The following is a 14,243-nucleotide window of genomic DNA, read 5'->3' as shown; positions in this document are numbered from 1 at the left end:
GGCGCGCCTGGCGCGCGGGTCAGACGCGCATCGCCTGCGGGGTCTCGCGCAGGTCCGCGTCCGGGCCGGGGTACTCGCGGATGATCTCGTAGCGCGTGTTGCGCTCGACGGGGCGGAAGCCGGCCTCCCTGATCAGCTCGAGCAGATCCTCACGGCCCAGCTTGTTCGGGGTGCCGTAGTTGTCGGCGTCGTGGGTGATCTTGTATTCGACGACCGAGCCGTCCATGTCGTCCGCACCGTGCTGGAGCGCGAGCTGGGCGGTCTGCACGCCGTGCATCACCCAGAAGACCTTGACGTGCGGCACGTTGTCGAACAGCAGCCGCGAGACGGCGAAGGTCTTCAGCGCCTCGGCGCCGGTGGCCATCGTCGTGCGCGCCTGGAGCTTGTTGCGCACCTTGCCGTCCTGCATGTCCACGAAGTCGTGCTGGTAGCGCAGCGGGATGAAGACCTGGAAACCGCCGGTCTCGTCCTGGAGCTCGCGCAGCCGCAGCACGTGGTCCACGCGGTGGCGCGGCTCCTCGATGTGCCCGTACAGCATCGTCGAGGGGGTCTTGAGGCCCTTCGAGTGCGCGAGGCGGTGGATGCGCGACCAGTCCTCCCAGTGGGTCCGGTGGTCGACGATGTGCTGACGGACCTCCCAGTCGAAGATCTCCGCACCACCGCCGGTGAGCGACTCCAGGCCGGCCTCGATCAGCTCGTCCAGGATGTCGGAGGCCGACATCCCGGAGATCGTCTCGAAGTGGTGGATCTCGGTCGCCGTGAACGCCTTCAGCGAGACGTTCGGCAGCGCCTTCTTCAGCTCGGAGAGCGAGCGCGGGTAGTAGCGCCACGGCAGGTTCGGGTGCAGGCCGTTGACGATGTGCAGCTCGGTGAGGTTCTCCGTCTCCATGGCCTTGGCCAGGCGCACGGCCTCCTCGATGCGCATCGTGTACGCGTCCTTCTCGCCCGGCTTGCGCTGGAACGAGCAGTACGCGCACGACGCGGTGCACACGTTCGTCATGTTGAGGTGGCGGTTGACGTTGAAGTGGACGACGTCACCGTTCTTGCGCGTGCGCACCTCGTGGGCGAGGCCACCGAGCCAGGCCAGGTCGTCCGACTCGTAGAGGGCGATGCCGTCCTCACGGGTCAGCCGCTCGCCGGAGCGGACCTTCTCCTCCAGCTCACGCTTGAGCCCAGCGTCCATGTACCGGTCGCCTCCTCTAGATGCCTCTTGCCTGTCCTGCAAACCCTGACCAACCGTACTCTCAGGCTTCCTCGGGCAGCTCCCCGACCCGGTTCTCCCACTTCGTGGAGAGCACGATGGTGGTGCGGGTGCGCGAGACACCCTTGGTGCCGGAGAGCTTGCGGATGATCTTCTCCAGACCGTCCACGTCGCTGGCGCGCACCTTGAGCATGTAGGAGTCGTCGCCCGCGATGAACCAGCAGTCCTCGATCTCCGCGAGGTCGCGCAGCCGCCGCGCCACGTCCTCGTGGTCGGCGGCGTCGGAGAGGGAGATGCCGATCAGCGCGGTGACACCGAGTCCGAGCGAGGCGGAGTCGACCGTCGCGCGGTAGCCGGTGATGACGCCGGCCGTCTCCAGACGGTTGATGCGGTCGGTGACGCTGGGGCCGGAGAGGCCCACGAGACGGCCCAGCTCCGCGTATGAGGCGCGACCGTTCTCCCGGAGTGCCTGGATGAGCTGCCTGTCCACCGTGTCCATTACGTGGAGCCTTCCATTATTCGGCGATCCTGCAAGTCTAGGTATAGAATCTAAGGCACACAGGGTCAACACCCTGCGATTTCTTTCAGCAGATCGATAACGATCTTCAGGAGTGGTACACCGTGTTCACGATCGAGATGGCGCACGCACACATGCGACAGCTCCAGGAGCTGGCCAACCGATCCCGAGCCCACCAGCCCGCCGCGGCCGCCCGCGTCGACAGGGCCCGCAAGCCGTTGGGCCGCAAGAAGGCCTAGTCACCGGCCCGGCCACCACCGTTCGGTTCCCGGGGGGATCGGGAGCCTCCCAGCTCCCCCTCCCAACGGCGGTACAGCCGGTGCGGCACCCCTGCCGCGTCCAGCACCCGCCCCGCGACGAAATCCACCAGATCCTGGATGTGCGTCGCACCCGCGTAGAACGCCGGAGAGGCGGGCAGCACGACGGCGCCCGCCTCGTCCAGCGCCACCAGATGCTTCAGCGTCTGCCCGTTCAGCGGGGTCTCCCGCACCGCTACCACCAGCCGGCGCCGCTCCTTGAGCGTCACGCTCGCCACGCGCTGGAGCAGGTCCTTCGACAGCCCGAGCGCCACCCCCGCCACGCAGGCCGTGGACGCCGGGACGATGAGCATCCCCTTGACCCGGTACGAGCCCGAGCTCGGGCCGGCGGCCAGGTCCCCGGCACCCCAGTACCGCACGTCCGCGTCGGCCGTCAGGCCCTCGAAGGTCGCCGGCTTCCCGTCGGCTCCGCGCGCCAGCCACTCCGCGAGGTCCTCGCGCCAGTGCGCGTCGCGGAAGGCGATGCCGGTCTCGTCCAGCAGGGTGAGGCGCGAGGCCCGGCTCACGACCAGGTCGACGCTCTCCCCCGCGGCGAGCAGGCCGCGGAGCACCGCCGCCGCGTACGGCGTCCCGGACGCTCCGGAAACCCCGACCACCCACGGGGTGCGATTGCGCTCTGTCATACCTCCGAGACTATCCGGCCACGCCCGGCGGGCACTCAGTAAGGTGACCACACGTTCCCGTGGGGGGAGCCACGAAGGGGGCGAAGATGAGCACGACGGTGAATACCGGCCGGACGCAGACCGACCGGACGAAGGCGGCGGCCAAGCTGATGCTGGGCTGGGTGGCCCTGCTGTGGGTGCTGGAGGCCGTCGACTACGCCACCGGCCACGCTCTCGACCAGTACGGGATCGTCGCCCGCGACCCCGACAGCCTCAGCGGCGTCGTCTCCGCGGGCTTCCTCCACTTCGGCTTCGACCACGTCGCCTCCAACAGCGTCCCGCTGCTGGTCCTCGGCTTCATAGCCGCCCTGTCCGGGATCCGCCGGTTCCTCGCGGTGTGCGGCCTGATCCTGCTGGCCGACGGTCTCGGCACCTGGCTGATATCCCCGTCCGGGACCATGACGCTGGGTGCCTCCGGCATCGTCTTCGGCCTCTTCGGCTACCTGCTCGTACGGGGTTTCGTCGAGCGCAAGGCGCTGGGCATCGCGGTGGCGGTGGGCGTCGCCGCCGTGTGGGGCACCACGATCGTCTCCGGCATCCTCCCGACGGATTCGGGCGTCAGCTGGCAGGGCCACCTGTGCGGTCTGGTGGCCGGCATCGTGACGGCGCTCTACTTCCGCCGCCCGGCCCCCCGGGGGCCGGCCGCCCTCACGGGCTGACGGCGGAAGGGTCCACGCAGGCCCGAGGTGTCGATCACGAGCTTGCCGATGCCGGTTTCGACGGTGGCCTCGCGGCCGTACGGGATGGTGTCCCGGCCCCGGCAGCCGTCCGGGCCGGGGGTCCCACAGGTCACGCCGTGCGCCCTTGTGCGGGTCGAGGATCAGGTAGTGCGGGATCCCCCGCCGGGCGCAAACCGGGCCTTGACGTCGTGGTCGTTGCGGATGCCGCCACGGGAGACGACCTCGGCGGCCGACCGGATCGGGCGGACAGGCGCTGAGGTTCCCGTCCGCCTCCGCGGCGGGGACGACAGCCGGGTCAGGGCAGAACCCGTTCTCGCCGTCGAAGGGGCATCGCGACGTCTGTGGTCGATCTCCGAGACGGTCGCGTCGGCATCCCGGTCCATGCACTCGACGGCAGGCCGCACGCTGCTCAGAAGGTCAGGCCTCGAACCACCAGGTCGGCCAGGGCGCACACGAAGAGGGCGATGCCGATGAAGCCGTTGACCGTGAAGAAGGCACGGTTCAGGCGGGACAGGTCGTGCGGCTTCACGATGGTGTGCTCGTAGACGAACGCGACGACGACGATCGCCAGGCCGGCCCAGAACAGCGGGCCCGCGTCCGTGGCGAGCGCGTACCAGGCCAGCAGGGCCGTGGTCACGACGTGCGAGCCGCGTGCGCCCCAGAGGGCGGCCGGGACGCCGAAGCGTGCCGGGACGGACCTGACTCCCTCCGCGCGGTCGGCGGCCACGTCCTGGCAGGCGAAGATCAGGTCGAAGCCGCCGATCCACACGCCGACGGCCAGGCCGAGGATGACCGCGTCCCATGACCACTCGCCGGTGACCGCCAGCCAGGCCCCGACGGGGCCCATCGCCTGGGCCAGCCCGAGTATGGCGTGCGGGAAGTTCGTGAACCGCTTGCCGTACGGGTAGACCACCATCGGGACGACGGCCACCGGCGCCAGCGCCAGGCAGAGCGGGTTCAGCAGGGCCGCCGAGCCGAGGAAGACCACGAGCGCGATCGCCGCCCCGGTCCAGGCCGAGCGGACCGACACCGCACCGGTGACCAGCTCGCGCCCCGCGGTCCGCGGATTGCGGGCGTCGATCTCGCGGTCGATGATCCGGTTCGCGGCCATGGCGAACGTCCGCAGCCCCACCATGCAGACGGTGACGAGCAGCAGCTCGCCCCAGTGCACGGTCCGGTCGAGCTGGAACATGGCGGTCAGCGCGGCGATGTAGGCGAACGGCAGCGCGAAGACCGAGTGCTCGATCATCACCAGCCGCAGGAACGCCTTGACCTTGTTGGCGGCCTCCGGCGCGGGACCCTGTCCGACCACTCCATCGGCGGTGGCCATCATGCGAGTTCCCTCCGGAACTGTTCGAGTTCGGCGAGCAGTTGCGACGCCGGCAGCGCGCCGAGTTCCAGCGTCCGGGCGACGGGGCCGTCCTCCTCGCCCTCCGGTGGGGTGACGTGCGCGGTGACCGTCCATTCGGACCCGGCGGGCCGGGCGTCCAGGCGCAGGAAGTTGCCGGCCTCGACGGTGAACGGCTCGGCCGAGGCCAGGGCCTGCTGCAACTGCTCCGCGAAGGCGTCGGCCTCGGTGTCCCGTGCGCCCGGGAGTTCGAAGCCGTCGCCGTCACCGTCCGCGTCGTACATCAGCGTCCAGACGTCGCCGGGGCCGGCGAACTCCTCCGGGCTCACGCCTGCGTCCCGGGCAGCGACGACCACGCCGGGCTGGGTCGGATCGATCTTCGGGCGGGCCAGGACCACGTACGCCTCCGCGGTGCCGAGGTTCAGTTCCGGGCCGCTCACAGCGATCGGGCTCACAGGCCGTACTCCTTCCAGCGGCGGTCCACGAGGGCGGCGGTGGCGGGGTCGGACTCCACCATGTCGGGCCAGCCGCCGTCGCGGGTGTAGCCCTCCTCGGGCAGTTTCTTCGTGGCGTCGATGCCCGCCTTGCCGCCCCAGAACTGCTGGTACGAGGCGTGGTCGAGGTGGTCCACCGGGCCCTCGACGACGGTGAGGTCGCGGGAGTAGTCCGTGTTCCCGAGGGCCCGCCAGGACACCTCGTGCAGGTCGTGGACGTCGCAGTCCTTGTCCACCACGATGATCAGCTTGGTCAGCGACATCATGTGGGCGCCCCAGATGGCGTGCATGACCTTCTGCGCGTGCTTGGGGTACTTCTTGTCGATCGAGACGATCGCGCAGTTGTGGAAGCCGCCCGACTCGGGGAGGTGGTAGTCCACGATGTCCGGGACGATGATCTTCAGCAGGGGCAGGAAGAAGCGCTCCGTCGCGCGGCCCAGCGGGCCGTCCTCGGTCGGCGGGCGGCCCACCACGATCGACTGGAGCAGCGGACGCCTGCGCATCGTGATGCAGTCGATCTTCAGGGCCGGGAAGGGCTCCTGCGGGGTGTAGAAGCCGGTGTGGTCGCCGAAGGGGCCCTCCGGGAGCATCTCCCCGGGTTCGAGCCAGCCCTCGACGACGACCTCCGCGTTGGCCGGGACCTGGAGCGGGACGGTCTTGCAGTCGACCATCTCGATCCGCTTGCCCGCGACGAAGCCGGCGAAGAGGTACTCGTCGATGTCGCCCGGCAGCGGCGCGGTGGAGGCGTACGTGACGGCGGGCGGACAGCCGAAGGCGATCGCGACCGGCAGCCGCTCGCCCTTGGCGGCGGCGACGGCGTAGTGGTTGCGGCTGTCCTTGTGGATCTGCCAGTGCATGCCGATGGTGCGCTTGTCGTGGCGCTGGAGCCGGTACAGGCCGAGGTTGCGCACGCCCGTCTCGGGGTGCTTGGTGTGGGTGAGGCCGAGGTTGAAGAAGGAGCCGCCGTCCTTGGGCCAGGTGAAGAGGGCCGGCAGCAGGTCCAGGTCGACGTCGTCGCCGGTGAGGACGACCTCCTGGACGGGTGCGGAGTCGCCCTTCACCTTCTTCGGCGGGACGTGGACCATCGAGCCGAGCTTGCCGAAGGCCTCGCGGACACCGATGAAGCCCTGCGGCAGCTCCGGCTTCAGCAGGCCGCCGATCTTCTCGCTGATCTCGGCGTACGACTTCAGGCCGAGGGCCTTCAGGAGGCGGCGGTCGGTGCCGAAGACGTTCATGGCCAGCGGCATCGCCGAGCCCTTGACGTTCTCGAAGAGCAGCGCGGGACCGCCCGCTTTGTTCACTCTGTCGACGATCTCCCCGACCTCCAGGTACGGGTCGACTTCGGCCTTGATGCGCTTGAGGTCGCCCTCTCGCTCCAGAGCCCGGAGCAGCGAGCGGAGATCGTCGTAAGCCATAGGGGCCAGTATCCGTCACCAACTACGCTGGGAGCGTCACCGGGGCCCCTTGCGGGTCCGCCGCCACTGCCCGGGAGTCGGTCCCACACCGTGCTGCGCTATCTGCCGTTCCTGCTGATCATCGCGCTGACCATCTACGCCTTCATCGACTGCCTGAACACGCCGGAGGAAGAGGTCAAGCACCTTCCCAAGGCGATGTGGGTGATCATCATCCTGCTCTTCTCCATCGTGGGGCCGGTGGTGTGGCTGGCGGCGGGCAAGAAGCGGGTGGTCTCCGGCGGCGGCAGGCGGTCCCGGGGCCGCGTCCAGTGGGTGGCTCCCGACGACAATCCGGAGTTCCTGAAGTCCCTGCGCGAGGAGCAGGAGAACAAGGACCGGGACAGGGACCGGGACAAGGACAACGGCAAGGACCCGGGCAAGGACGCCGAATAGCCGACGGGCCGGGCCGACGGGCCTACCGCGCGGCCCTACCGGGCCCACGGGAGGATGCGAGGCCCCTCCTCGCCCGGCACCGAGACCACGCCGTCCGCGCGCATCGCCACGTGGGCCCGGAAGGTCTCGGCGGCGTGGATCCTGCGCGGCGCGTCCGCCGGCAGGACCAGGGTCTGGCCGGCGGTGACCTTCTCGGTGCGGCCGTCGAAAGTGATCTCCAGGGAGCCCGCGGCGAGGGTCCAGACCTGCTCGCGGCTCACGGAGTGCTCGGGGCCGGTGGCTCCGGCGGGCATGTCGACCTGCCAGGTGCTGAGTTCGAAGCTGCCGCGGCTGGGGGCGGCGAGGCCGGTCATGGTGGCGTTCGGGGTGGTGGTGACGTGCTCGGGGGACGTGGTGATCACGTACAAGGCGAGTCCTCCTGCGAATGAGTCAAGCTGCTTTACTCAGAGCGAGTAAAGCAGCTTGACCTGTCCGTGTCACCATATTTGTGTGACGAGAGAAGACGCGATGGAGAGCGGCGCCGGCGTCGAGCTGACGTTCCTGCTCGGCATGGGCTTCCAGCTGGTGCTGGGCGAGTTCACCCGGCGCCTCGCCGAGGTCGGGTACGCGGACCTGCGACCCGTGCACGGTATGGCCTTCCAGGCCCTGAAGGGCCGTGGCGCGACCGCCACCGAACTCGCCGAGCGGCTCGGGGTGACCAAACAGGCCGCCGGGCAGATCGTCGACGACCTGGAGAGGCGCGGCTACGTCCGCCGCGAGCCGCACCCGGAAGGGGGGCGCCGCAAGCTGGTGGTCCTCACCGGGACGGCCCGGGAACACCTCGCCGTCGCGGGCCGGATCCTGCACGAACTGGAGGCCGAGCTCGCCGGCAGCGCGGACGTCGGCGCCCTGCGCCGGGAACTGGCCCGCGTCGTGCGCGCGCTCCACGGGCAGGACGGGCTGCCGCCCCTGCGCCCGGTCTGGTGAGCGGGGCCGTGGTGAGCGCGGACCGGACGCGGCACCGGCCACCGGCGGACGGCGCTCAGGAGGCCTTGCGGGCCGTGCCGAAGGACCCGTACGACTCGCGCAGCCGCGCCCAGCGGGTGTCCGTCCAGGCGGACCAGTCCGTCGGGCGGCCGGCAAGGGCGGCGTCCAGCAGCTCGAAGTGTTCGTGCCAGGCGGCCAGGCAGTCGAGGCGGTCCTCGTCGGAGCCGCCGCGCTCGTTCACGAACCGGATGACCGTCGAATCGGTGCCCACCGCCTCCAGGTGGAAGCGGATCCTCCCGTGCTCGCTCACCGTGTACTCGGCGACGCGCTCCACGTCCCAGGCCGTGACGTGGCCGGTCACCACGGTGCCGGTGTTCAGCCAGCGCAGGGTGACGGCCCCGCCGAGGTGCCGTTCCAGGACGTCGGCCGCGGCCAGCCAGCCACGCAGCCCGTCGGGCGTGGTGAGGGCGTGCCAGAGGGCCTCGTAGGCGTAGGGGAGGTGCAGCTCGAAGCGGAGCAGCCAGTGGTTCTCGCCGCGCCGTTCGCTGGTGGCATGGCTCACGAGGGACATGCCACCAGCGTCCCACTTCCGTCGGTCAGACGCCCGCGTACGAGTGCTTGCCGCTGAGCAGGATGTTCACGCCGTAGTAGTTCCAGATCCAGCAGGCGAAGGCGAAGAGGGCCAGGTAGGCGGCCTTGCGGCCCTTCCAGCCGGCGGTTGCGCGGGCGTGCAGGTAGGAGGCGTACGCCACCCAGGTCACGAAGGACCAGACCTCCTTGGGGTCCCAGCCCCAGTAGCGGCCCCAGGCGTCGCCCGCCCAGATCGCTCCCGCGATGATCGTGAAGGTCCACAGCGGGAAGACGGCCGCGTTGATGCGGTACGAGAACTTGTCCAGCGAGGCCGCCGACGGCAGGCGCTCCAGGACGGACGAGGCGATCCTGCCGGGCTTGCCGCCGCCGGCGAGCCGGGCCTCGTAGGAGTCGCGGAAGAGATACAGGACGGCGCCGGCCGCGCCGAGGTAGAAGACGGCGCCGCAGAAGATGGCGGTGGAGACGTGGATCCACAGCCAGTAGGAGTGCAGGGCCGGGACCAGCTGGTCGCTGTCGGTGTAGAGCCAGGTGACGGCGATGCCGAGGTCGAGCAGGACGGTGGTGACCAGGATCAGGCCGAGCCAGCGGATGTTCTTCCTCAGGGCGAGGAGCACCAGGTACGTGCCGACGGCCACCGTGGAGAAGGTGATCGAGAACTCGTACATGTTGCCCCAGGGGGCCCGCTCGACCGACATCGCGCGGGTGACCACGCCGGCCGCCTCGACGAGGAAGGCGAGCGCGGTCAGCGACACCGCGATCCGCCCGTACAGGTCTCCCTGCACGGTGCCGCCGGCGGCACCGGGGCCGTCCGGGACGTCCCGGGTGCCCGCGCCGGAGCGGGTGGTGACCTTGGGCCGGTCCAGTACGGCGGTGGCGCCGCCCTTGCCGCGCACCTGCACGGCCGGTGCCGCGGCATCGGCGGTGCCGGTCAGCGCGGCGGCCGTGCGGGCCACTTTGCTGCGGCTGCCGAAGGTCCACTCGGCGATGTGTGCGAAGAAGGCGAGCGTGTAGACCGCCATCGACGAATAGACCAGGTAGTTGCTGATCTCAGCCAGATTCTCGTTGGCTGCGGCTGCGAGCGGCGTCATCCGCGCTCTCCTTCAGGGGTTTCTTCAACAGGATCGGACACGCTGGGCGCCTGCTGGTGCAGCGTGGCGGCGAGGTCCGCCAGCTCCTCCGGAAGCTTGGCGGACTCGCTGCGGCCGAGGCCCGCCATCTCCACGACGGTCACGCCGTCCTCGCCCTCCACCGCGCGCACCCAGATCCGGCGGCGCTGGATGAACAGCGACCCGGCCAGGCCCGCGATCGCTGCGATCGCGCCCGCGAGGGCGAGGCCGCTGCCGGGCTGCTGGGTGACGGAGAACGTGGCCCAGCGCTCGATGCCCTCGAACTTCACGGTGCCCGCGCCGTCGGGCAGGTTCATCGTCTCGCCGGGCGCCAGCCTCTTGATGAGCTGCTGGCCCGACTCGTCCTTGAACATCTCCATCTTGGAGGTTTCGAGCCGGTAGACGTTCTGCGGCAGGCCCGAGTCCACGCCGAGGCTGCCGTGCCAGGCGTTGAGCATGAGCTGCGGGTTCAGCAGGGCCGGGAACTGCGAGAACATCGTTCCCTTGCCCTCGCCGGCGAAGGTCGGCACGAAGACGGCGGTGAAGCCGAGCTGCTCCGCCTTGCCGTCCTTGTCCTTGTAGCCGTCGGTGACCTTGACGGCTCCGGTGGAGGTGAGGTTGCCGTCCTGCGGGAGCACCGGGACGGCGTCCTTGTAGACGACCTTTCCGGTGGAGTCGGTCACGGAGATGATCGGCGCGTAGCCGTGGCCGAGCAGGTAGACCTTGGACCCGTCGATCTCCAGGGGCTTGTTGACCTGGATCTCGCGCTTCTGCGGCGTTCCGTGGGCGCCCTCGCTGAGGGTGACGTACGCCTTGAAGTCGCGCGGGGTGCCCCGCTGCGGGCCGGACATCTCATAGGTGGCGTCGAAGCGGTCCAGCGTGAAGCTGAACGGCGGCAGGTCGTCCGGGTGGAAGAGCGTGCCGGGTTTGAAGTCGTCGTACTGGGTGAGCGTGTTCGAGAAGCCGCTGCCGCGCAGGACCAGCTTGCCGCCCTCGGACTTGAAGTACTGGCCCCAGGCGAAGGCCACGAGCATCACGATCAGCGCGACGTGGAAGATCAGGTTCCCGGCCTCGCGGAGGTAGCCCTTCTCCGCCGCGACGGTGCCGCTGCCCGCCTCGATGCGGAAGCGCTTGCCCGCGAGCAGCGTCCTCGCGTACGAGAGGACCTCGTCGGGGGCCTTGCCGGTACGCCACGTGGTGTGGGCGGGCAGCCGGTCGAGCCGCTTGGGCGCGCCCGGCGGGCGGCCGCGGAGCTGGCCGACGAACTGCCAGGCGCGCGGGACGATGCAGCCGATCAGCGAGACGAACAGCAGCAGGTAGATCGCGGAGAACCACACGGAGCTGTAGACGTCGAAGAGCTGGAGCGCCTCGGCGGCGCCGACGTAGGACGCGTGCTCCCGCTTCCACTCGGCGACCTTCAGCGCGTCGACGTTGGTCTGTGGGACGAGGGAGCCGGGGATGGCGCCCAGGGACAGCAGGAAGAGCAGGATCAGAGCCACCCGCATGGAGGTGAGCTGCCGCCAGAACCAGCGGACCCAGCCGGTCACGCCGATGCCGACGGGACCGCTGTCCTCGACGGGTGCGGTGGAGAGCTGGGAGCCGGCCGCGGCCTCGGAGGGGTCCGCCGGGGAGGGCTCGGGCGACGTCTCGGTGGACGCTTTGTCTGTCGTACTCATGTCCGTCGGTTCCTCAGATCCCCACCGTGAAGCTTTGGGTCCAGCTCTGCATGTCGGTGACGATGCTGTCCCACAAACCTGTGACGAGCAGCAGGCCGGTGAGGATCAGCATGCCGCCGCCGATACGCATCACCCATGCATAGTGCTGCTTCACCCAGCCGAATGCACCGAGCGCCTTGCGGAAGGCGATCGCGGCGAGGATGAAGGGCACGCCGAGGCCCAGACAGTAGACGACGGTGAGCAGGGCGCCGCGGCCGGCGCTCGCCTGGTCGACGGAGAGGGTGTTGACGGCCGCGAGGGTCGGGCCCATGCAGGGGGTCCAGCCGACACCGAAGAGCACGCCGAGCAGCGGCGCGCCGAGCAGGCCCGCGGTCGGCTTCCTGTGGAAGCGGAACTCCCGCATGGTCAGGCCGGGGATGGCGCCCATGAAGAAGAGGCCGAGGACGATCACCAGGGCGCCCAGGACCCGGGAGATGATCTCCTTGTTCTCCTGGAGCTCGGAGCCGAAGTACCCGAAGAGCGCTCCCGTGGAGACGAAGACGGCGGTGAACCCGGCGACGAACAGGGCGGCGCCCGCCAGCATCCGCCCGCGGCGGGCCTCGGCGAGGTCGGCGCCGCTGACGCCGGTCACGTAGGAGAGGTAGCCCGGGACCAGCGGCAGGACGCAGGGCGAGAAGAAGGAGACGAGTCCCGCGAGGAGCGCGATCGGCACCGCCAGCAGCAGGGCGCCGTTCAGGACCGTCTCGTTCACACCCGTGGCCTCGGCGGCGAGGACGTACTCGACCACGAGGTCACTGCTCCGCGAGGACGGGGTCGATCATCGAGCGCAGCTGGTCCTCGCCCAGGGGGGCCAGGGTGCGCGCGGCGATCTTGCCTTCCCGGTCCAGGACGAGCGTGGAGGGGATGGCGTTCGGGTGGAGGCTGCCCTTGGGGAAGCGGAGCAGCAGCTTGCCGTCGGGGTCGTAGAGGCTCGGGTAGGTGATCCCGAAGGTCTCCTCGAAGGAGGCCGCGTTCTGCTTGCTGTTGTCGCGGACGTTGACGCCCACGAAGACGACGTCCTTGCCGGCGTCCGCGAGCTCCTTCGACACCTTCGCGAAGGCCGGGGCCTCGGCACGACACGGCGGGCACCAGGAGCCCCACACGTTGAGGACGACGACCTTGCCCTTGAGCGCCGTCGTGTCGAGGGTCTTGCCGTCGACCGTCTCGCCGTCGAGCTTGGGGGCCTCGGTGCGATCGCCCCGGGCCGAGGTGGAGATGCCGCTCGCACCCGTGACGTAGTTGCCGCCCGTACCGGTCGGCTTGCCGCTGTCCGAACCACTGCACGCCGTGAGCGTGAGGGCGCCGGCGACGGTCACCGCGGTCAGCAGGAGGGCGCGGCCGCTGGGTGAGCGGCGTCGGGGGGCGCGGCTAAGGCTCATGTGAAAAGTTTCGCATGAGCAATTCGCGGATTTTCCGCACCCCCCGGGCGGGTGTCAATGCCCTGGTCAGGCGGTGTTCAGGCCGCGGTGAGGTACGCGTTCCAGCCGCCGGCGGGCGACTGGCCGGGGCCGAGGGCACGCAGTCGGGCGAGCACGTTGGGGTCCTGGACCTCCAGCCAGTCGGTGAACTGCCGGAAGGATACGAGCCTTACATCCCTTTTGTCCGCCATGCCCTTGAGGGATTCCTCCACGGCATCCATATAGATGCCGCCGTTCCACTCCTCGAAGTGGTTGCCGATGAAGAGCGGCGCGCGGTTGGTCTCGTAGGCCCGGCGGAACCCGCCGAGGTAGGTGGCCGTGGCCTGGGCGCGCCAGGCCGGGTAGTGGGCGGGGACGCCCTTCGTGGTGTTCTTCGACTGGTTGGCGAGGATGTTGTAGTCCATCGACAGCACCTCGAAGGAGTGACCCGGGAAGGGCAGGGACTGCAGGGGCAGGTCCCAGACGCCCGACCTGCGCACGGGCCAGACCTGGAGGCCTCCGGGCGAGCTGGAGTCATAGCGCCAGCCCAGCTTCCGGGCGGTGGGCAGGAGGTTGTCCCGGCCCAGGAGGCAGGGGGTGCGGGCGCCGTTCAGTTCCTTGCGGTAGTCGAAGGGCAGCGGTTCCACATCGGTGAAGCCGGTGTTCGTGCGCCAGCCTGTGACGAAGGACACGGCCTGGTCGATCTCGCTCTCCCAGTCCGCCGGGGTCCATCGGGCGACGGAGCCGGAGCCCGCACAGAAGTGGCCGTTGAAGTGCGTGCCTATCTCGTGCCCGTCGAGCCACGCCTCGCGGACGTAGCGCAGGGTGGCCCGGACGTTCTCGTCCTTGAGGTAGCCGATGTCGGATGCGCCAAGGGGATTGTTCGGCGGCTGGTAGAGGTTCCGCTTCGACTCGGGCAGCAGGTAGATGCCGGAGAGGAAGAAGGTCATGGCCGCGCCGTGGTCCTTGGCGAGCTTGAGGAAGCGCGGGAAGAGACCGTTGCCGATCTCTCCCGCGCCGTCCCAGCTGAAGACGACGAACTGCGGCGGCGTCTCGCCCGGCTGGAGGGGCACGGGCCGGTCGGGCTGGTTGGGCTGCGGGCCGGTGTCGGCGGTGGAGCCGTCACCGATGGGCCTGGCCGGCGCCTTCTCGCCGGACTTCGGGTTCTTCACGGTTCCGGGAGCGCCGGGACCGGACACATCGGGCAATCCGCAGCCGGCGACTCCCATCGCGGCCGCGGCGCCAAGTCCCAGTCCCAGCAACCCCCTCCGGCTCACTCCCCTGATGTCACGCATGTCACCGTCCCCATCGTCGTCACCACACCCGAACCAAAGTCCCTATAAACGGACAAGTTGACCGGACATGTGTGCTGACACGGTGATTCCCGCGCATCTTGTATTTA

General features: G+C 69.7%; 17 protein-coding genes. 4 read left to right on the top strand and 13 right to left on the bottom strand.

All coding sequences use genetic code 11. The features are described 5' to 3' along the window. Positions 1-19 precede the first annotated feature (19 nt). Together mqnE and ACZ6JS_RS19760 are read right to left on the bottom strand one after the other, a co-directional pair. The gene (mqnE, locus tag ACZ6JS_RS19765) at positions 20-1,183 is read right to left on the bottom strand and encodes an aminofutalosine synthase MqnE (protein WP_030026283.1); all 1,164 of its coding nucleotides are present in this window, start codon (positions 1,181-1,183) and stop codon (positions 20-22) included. Positions 1,184-1,244: 61 nt separating this feature from the next. After that, a complete protein-coding gene (locus ACZ6JS_RS19760) occupies positions 1,245-1,700 on the bottom strand; it encodes an Lrp/AsnC family transcriptional regulator (protein ID WP_030026281.1) in 456 nt (151 codons plus the stop codon). Between the two features lie 122 nt (positions 1,701-1,822). Between ACZ6JS_RS19760 and ACZ6JS_RS19755 the strand changes: the two genes are divergently transcribed. Continuing rightward, positions 1,823-1,957 (top strand): hypothetical protein, encoded by a 135-nt coding sequence (locus tag ACZ6JS_RS19755; RefSeq protein ID WP_276615830.1) that lies wholly within the window; start codon positions 1,823-1,825, stop codon positions 1,955-1,957. Here ACZ6JS_RS19755 and ACZ6JS_RS19750 read toward each other — a convergent pair. Further along, the gene (locus ACZ6JS_RS19750) at positions 1,954-2,658 is read right to left on the bottom strand and encodes a UbiX family flavin prenyltransferase (RefSeq protein WP_469299520.1); all 705 of its coding nucleotides are present in this window, start codon (positions 2,656-2,658) and stop codon (positions 1,954-1,956) included. The genes ACZ6JS_RS19755 and ACZ6JS_RS19750 overlap by 4 nt on opposite strands. An 86-nt stretch (positions 2,659-2,744) precedes the next feature. Between ACZ6JS_RS19750 and ACZ6JS_RS19745 the strand changes: the two genes are divergently transcribed. Continuing rightward, a complete protein-coding gene (locus tag ACZ6JS_RS19745; protein ID WP_469299518.1) occupies positions 2,745-3,356 on the top strand; it encodes a rhomboid family intramembrane serine protease in 612 nt (203 codons plus the stop codon). A 430-nt stretch (positions 3,357-3,786) separates the two neighbouring features. On the opposite strand, the gene mqnP is transcribed toward ACZ6JS_RS19745, so the two are convergent. From mqnP to ACZ6JS_RS19730, 3 genes are read right to left on the bottom strand one after another with little or no spacing between them, the layout of a single operon-like run. Continuing rightward, positions 3,787-4,710 (bottom strand): menaquinone biosynthesis prenyltransferase MqnP, encoded by a 924-nt coding sequence (gene mqnP, locus ACZ6JS_RS19740; protein WP_469299516.1) that lies wholly within the window; start codon positions 4,708-4,710, stop codon positions 3,787-3,789. Then, complete coding sequence (locus ACZ6JS_RS19735) at positions 4,707-5,180, bottom strand: hypothetical protein (RefSeq protein ID WP_469299515.1); 474 nt, start codon at positions 5,178-5,180, stop codon at positions 4,707-4,709. The genes mqnP and ACZ6JS_RS19735 overlap by 4 nt, the downstream gene beginning before the upstream one ends. After that, positions 5,177-6,634 (bottom strand): menaquinone biosynthesis decarboxylase, encoded by a 1,458-nt coding sequence (locus ACZ6JS_RS19730; RefSeq protein ID WP_046779341.1) that lies wholly within the window; start codon positions 6,632-6,634, stop codon positions 5,177-5,179. The genes ACZ6JS_RS19735 and ACZ6JS_RS19730 overlap by 4 nt, the downstream gene beginning before the upstream one ends. A gap of 90 nt (positions 6,635-6,724) precedes the next feature. Between ACZ6JS_RS19730 and ACZ6JS_RS19725 the strand changes: the two genes are divergently transcribed. Beyond that, the gene (locus tag ACZ6JS_RS19725; RefSeq protein ID WP_469299513.1) at positions 6,725-7,066 is read left to right on the top strand and encodes a PLD nuclease N-terminal domain-containing protein; all 342 of its coding nucleotides are present in this window, start codon (positions 6,725-6,727) and stop codon (positions 7,064-7,066) included. Positions 7,067-7,101: 35 nt separating this feature from the next. Here ACZ6JS_RS19725 and ACZ6JS_RS19720 read toward each other — a convergent pair whose 3' ends face one another. Continuing rightward, positions 7,102-7,467: a cupin domain-containing protein gene (locus tag ACZ6JS_RS19720; RefSeq protein WP_469299512.1), complete on the bottom strand. Its 366-nt coding sequence runs from the start codon at positions 7,465-7,467 to the stop codon at positions 7,102-7,104. An 88-nt stretch (positions 7,468-7,555) separates the two neighbouring features. Between ACZ6JS_RS19720 and ACZ6JS_RS19715 the strand changes: the two genes are divergently transcribed. Beyond that, positions 7,556-8,032: a MarR family winged helix-turn-helix transcriptional regulator gene (locus ACZ6JS_RS19715; RefSeq protein ID WP_469299510.1), complete on the top strand. Its 477-nt coding sequence runs from the start codon at positions 7,556-7,558 to the stop codon at positions 8,030-8,032. Between the two features lie 55 nt (positions 8,033-8,087). On the opposite strand, the gene ACZ6JS_RS19710 is transcribed toward ACZ6JS_RS19715, so the two are convergent. The 6 genes from ACZ6JS_RS19710 to ACZ6JS_RS19685 all read right to left on the bottom strand — a co-directional run bounded on the left by ACZ6JS_RS19710 (position 8,088) and on the right by ACZ6JS_RS19685 (position 14,127). Continuing rightward, a complete protein-coding gene (locus tag ACZ6JS_RS19710) occupies positions 8,088-8,603 on the bottom strand; it encodes an SRPBCC domain-containing protein (protein WP_469299509.1) in 516 nt (171 codons plus the stop codon). A gap of 25 nt (positions 8,604-8,628) precedes the next feature. After that, positions 8,629-9,711, bottom strand: coding sequence for a c-type cytochrome biogenesis protein CcsB (gene ccsB / locus ACZ6JS_RS19705; RefSeq protein ID WP_469299507.1), 1,083 nt, complete (start codon positions 9,709-9,711; stop codon positions 8,629-8,631). Further along, positions 9,708-11,405 (bottom strand): cytochrome c biogenesis protein ResB, encoded by a 1,698-nt coding sequence (gene resB / locus ACZ6JS_RS19700; RefSeq protein WP_469299505.1) that lies wholly within the window; start codon positions 11,403-11,405, stop codon positions 9,708-9,710. The genes ccsB and resB overlap by 4 nt, the downstream gene beginning before the upstream one ends. 13 nt (positions 11,406-11,418) lie before the next feature. Further along, complete coding sequence (locus ACZ6JS_RS19695; RefSeq protein WP_469299503.1) at positions 11,419-12,192, bottom strand: cytochrome c biogenesis CcdA family protein; 774 nt, start codon at positions 12,190-12,192, stop codon at positions 11,419-11,421. Between the two features lie 4 nt (positions 12,193-12,196). Further along, positions 12,197-12,823 carry a TlpA family protein disulfide reductase gene (locus ACZ6JS_RS19690; RefSeq protein ID WP_469299502.1) on the bottom strand — a complete coding sequence of 209 codons (627 nt, stop codon included), beginning with the start codon at positions 12,821-12,823 and terminating at the stop codon, positions 12,197-12,199. Between the two features lie 77 nt (positions 12,824-12,900). Continuing rightward, a complete protein-coding gene (locus ACZ6JS_RS19685; RefSeq protein ID WP_469299907.1) occupies positions 12,901-14,127 on the bottom strand; it encodes a polysaccharide deacetylase family protein in 1,227 nt (408 codons plus the stop codon). Positions 14,128-14,243: the final 116 nt, after the last annotated feature.

The sequence above is a fragment of the Streptomyces sp. NPDC046349 genome, from assembly GCF_055587885.1.
This window is presented reverse-complemented; position numbering and strand designations above follow the sequence as displayed.

What these genes read in the sequence shown, in the direction of transcription:
- mqnE (WP_030026283.1), bottom strand. Translation starts at nt 1,183, where the DNA reads ATGGACGCTGGGCTCAAGCGTGAGCTGGAGGAGAAGGTCCGCTCCGGC.
- ACZ6JS_RS19760 (WP_030026281.1), bottom strand. Translation starts at nt 1,700, where the DNA reads ATGGACACGGTGGACAGGCAGCTCATCCAGGCACTCCGGGAGAACGGT.
- ACZ6JS_RS19750 (WP_469299520.1), bottom strand. Translation starts at nt 2,658, where the DNA reads ATGACAGAGCGCAATCGCACCCCGTGGGTGGTCGGGGTTTCCGGAGCG.
- ACZ6JS_RS19745 (WP_469299518.1), top strand. Translation starts at nt 2,745, where the DNA reads ATGAGCACGACGGTGAATACCGGCCGGACGCAGACCGACCGGACGAAG.
- mqnP (WP_469299516.1), bottom strand. Translation starts at nt 4,710, where the DNA reads ATGATGGCCACCGCCGATGGAGTGGTCGGACAGGGTCCCGCGCCGGAG.
- ACZ6JS_RS19730 (WP_046779341.1), bottom strand. Translation starts at nt 6,634, where the DNA reads ATGGCTTACGACGATCTCCGCTCGCTGCTCCGGGCTCTGGAGCGAGAG.
- ACZ6JS_RS19710 (WP_469299509.1), bottom strand. Translation starts at nt 8,603, where the DNA reads ATGTCCCTCGTGAGCCATGCCACCAGCGAACGGCGCGGCGAGAACCAC.
- ccsB (WP_469299507.1), bottom strand. Translation starts at nt 9,711, where the DNA reads ATGACGCCGCTCGCAGCCGCAGCCAACGAGAATCTGGCTGAGATCAGC.
- resB (WP_469299505.1), bottom strand. Translation starts at nt 11,405, where the DNA reads ATGAGTACGACAGACAAAGCGTCCACCGAGACGTCGCCCGAGCCCTCC.
- ACZ6JS_RS19690 (WP_469299502.1), bottom strand. Translation starts at nt 12,823, where the DNA reads ATGAGCCTTAGCCGCGCCCCCCGACGCCGCTCACCCAGCGGCCGCGCC.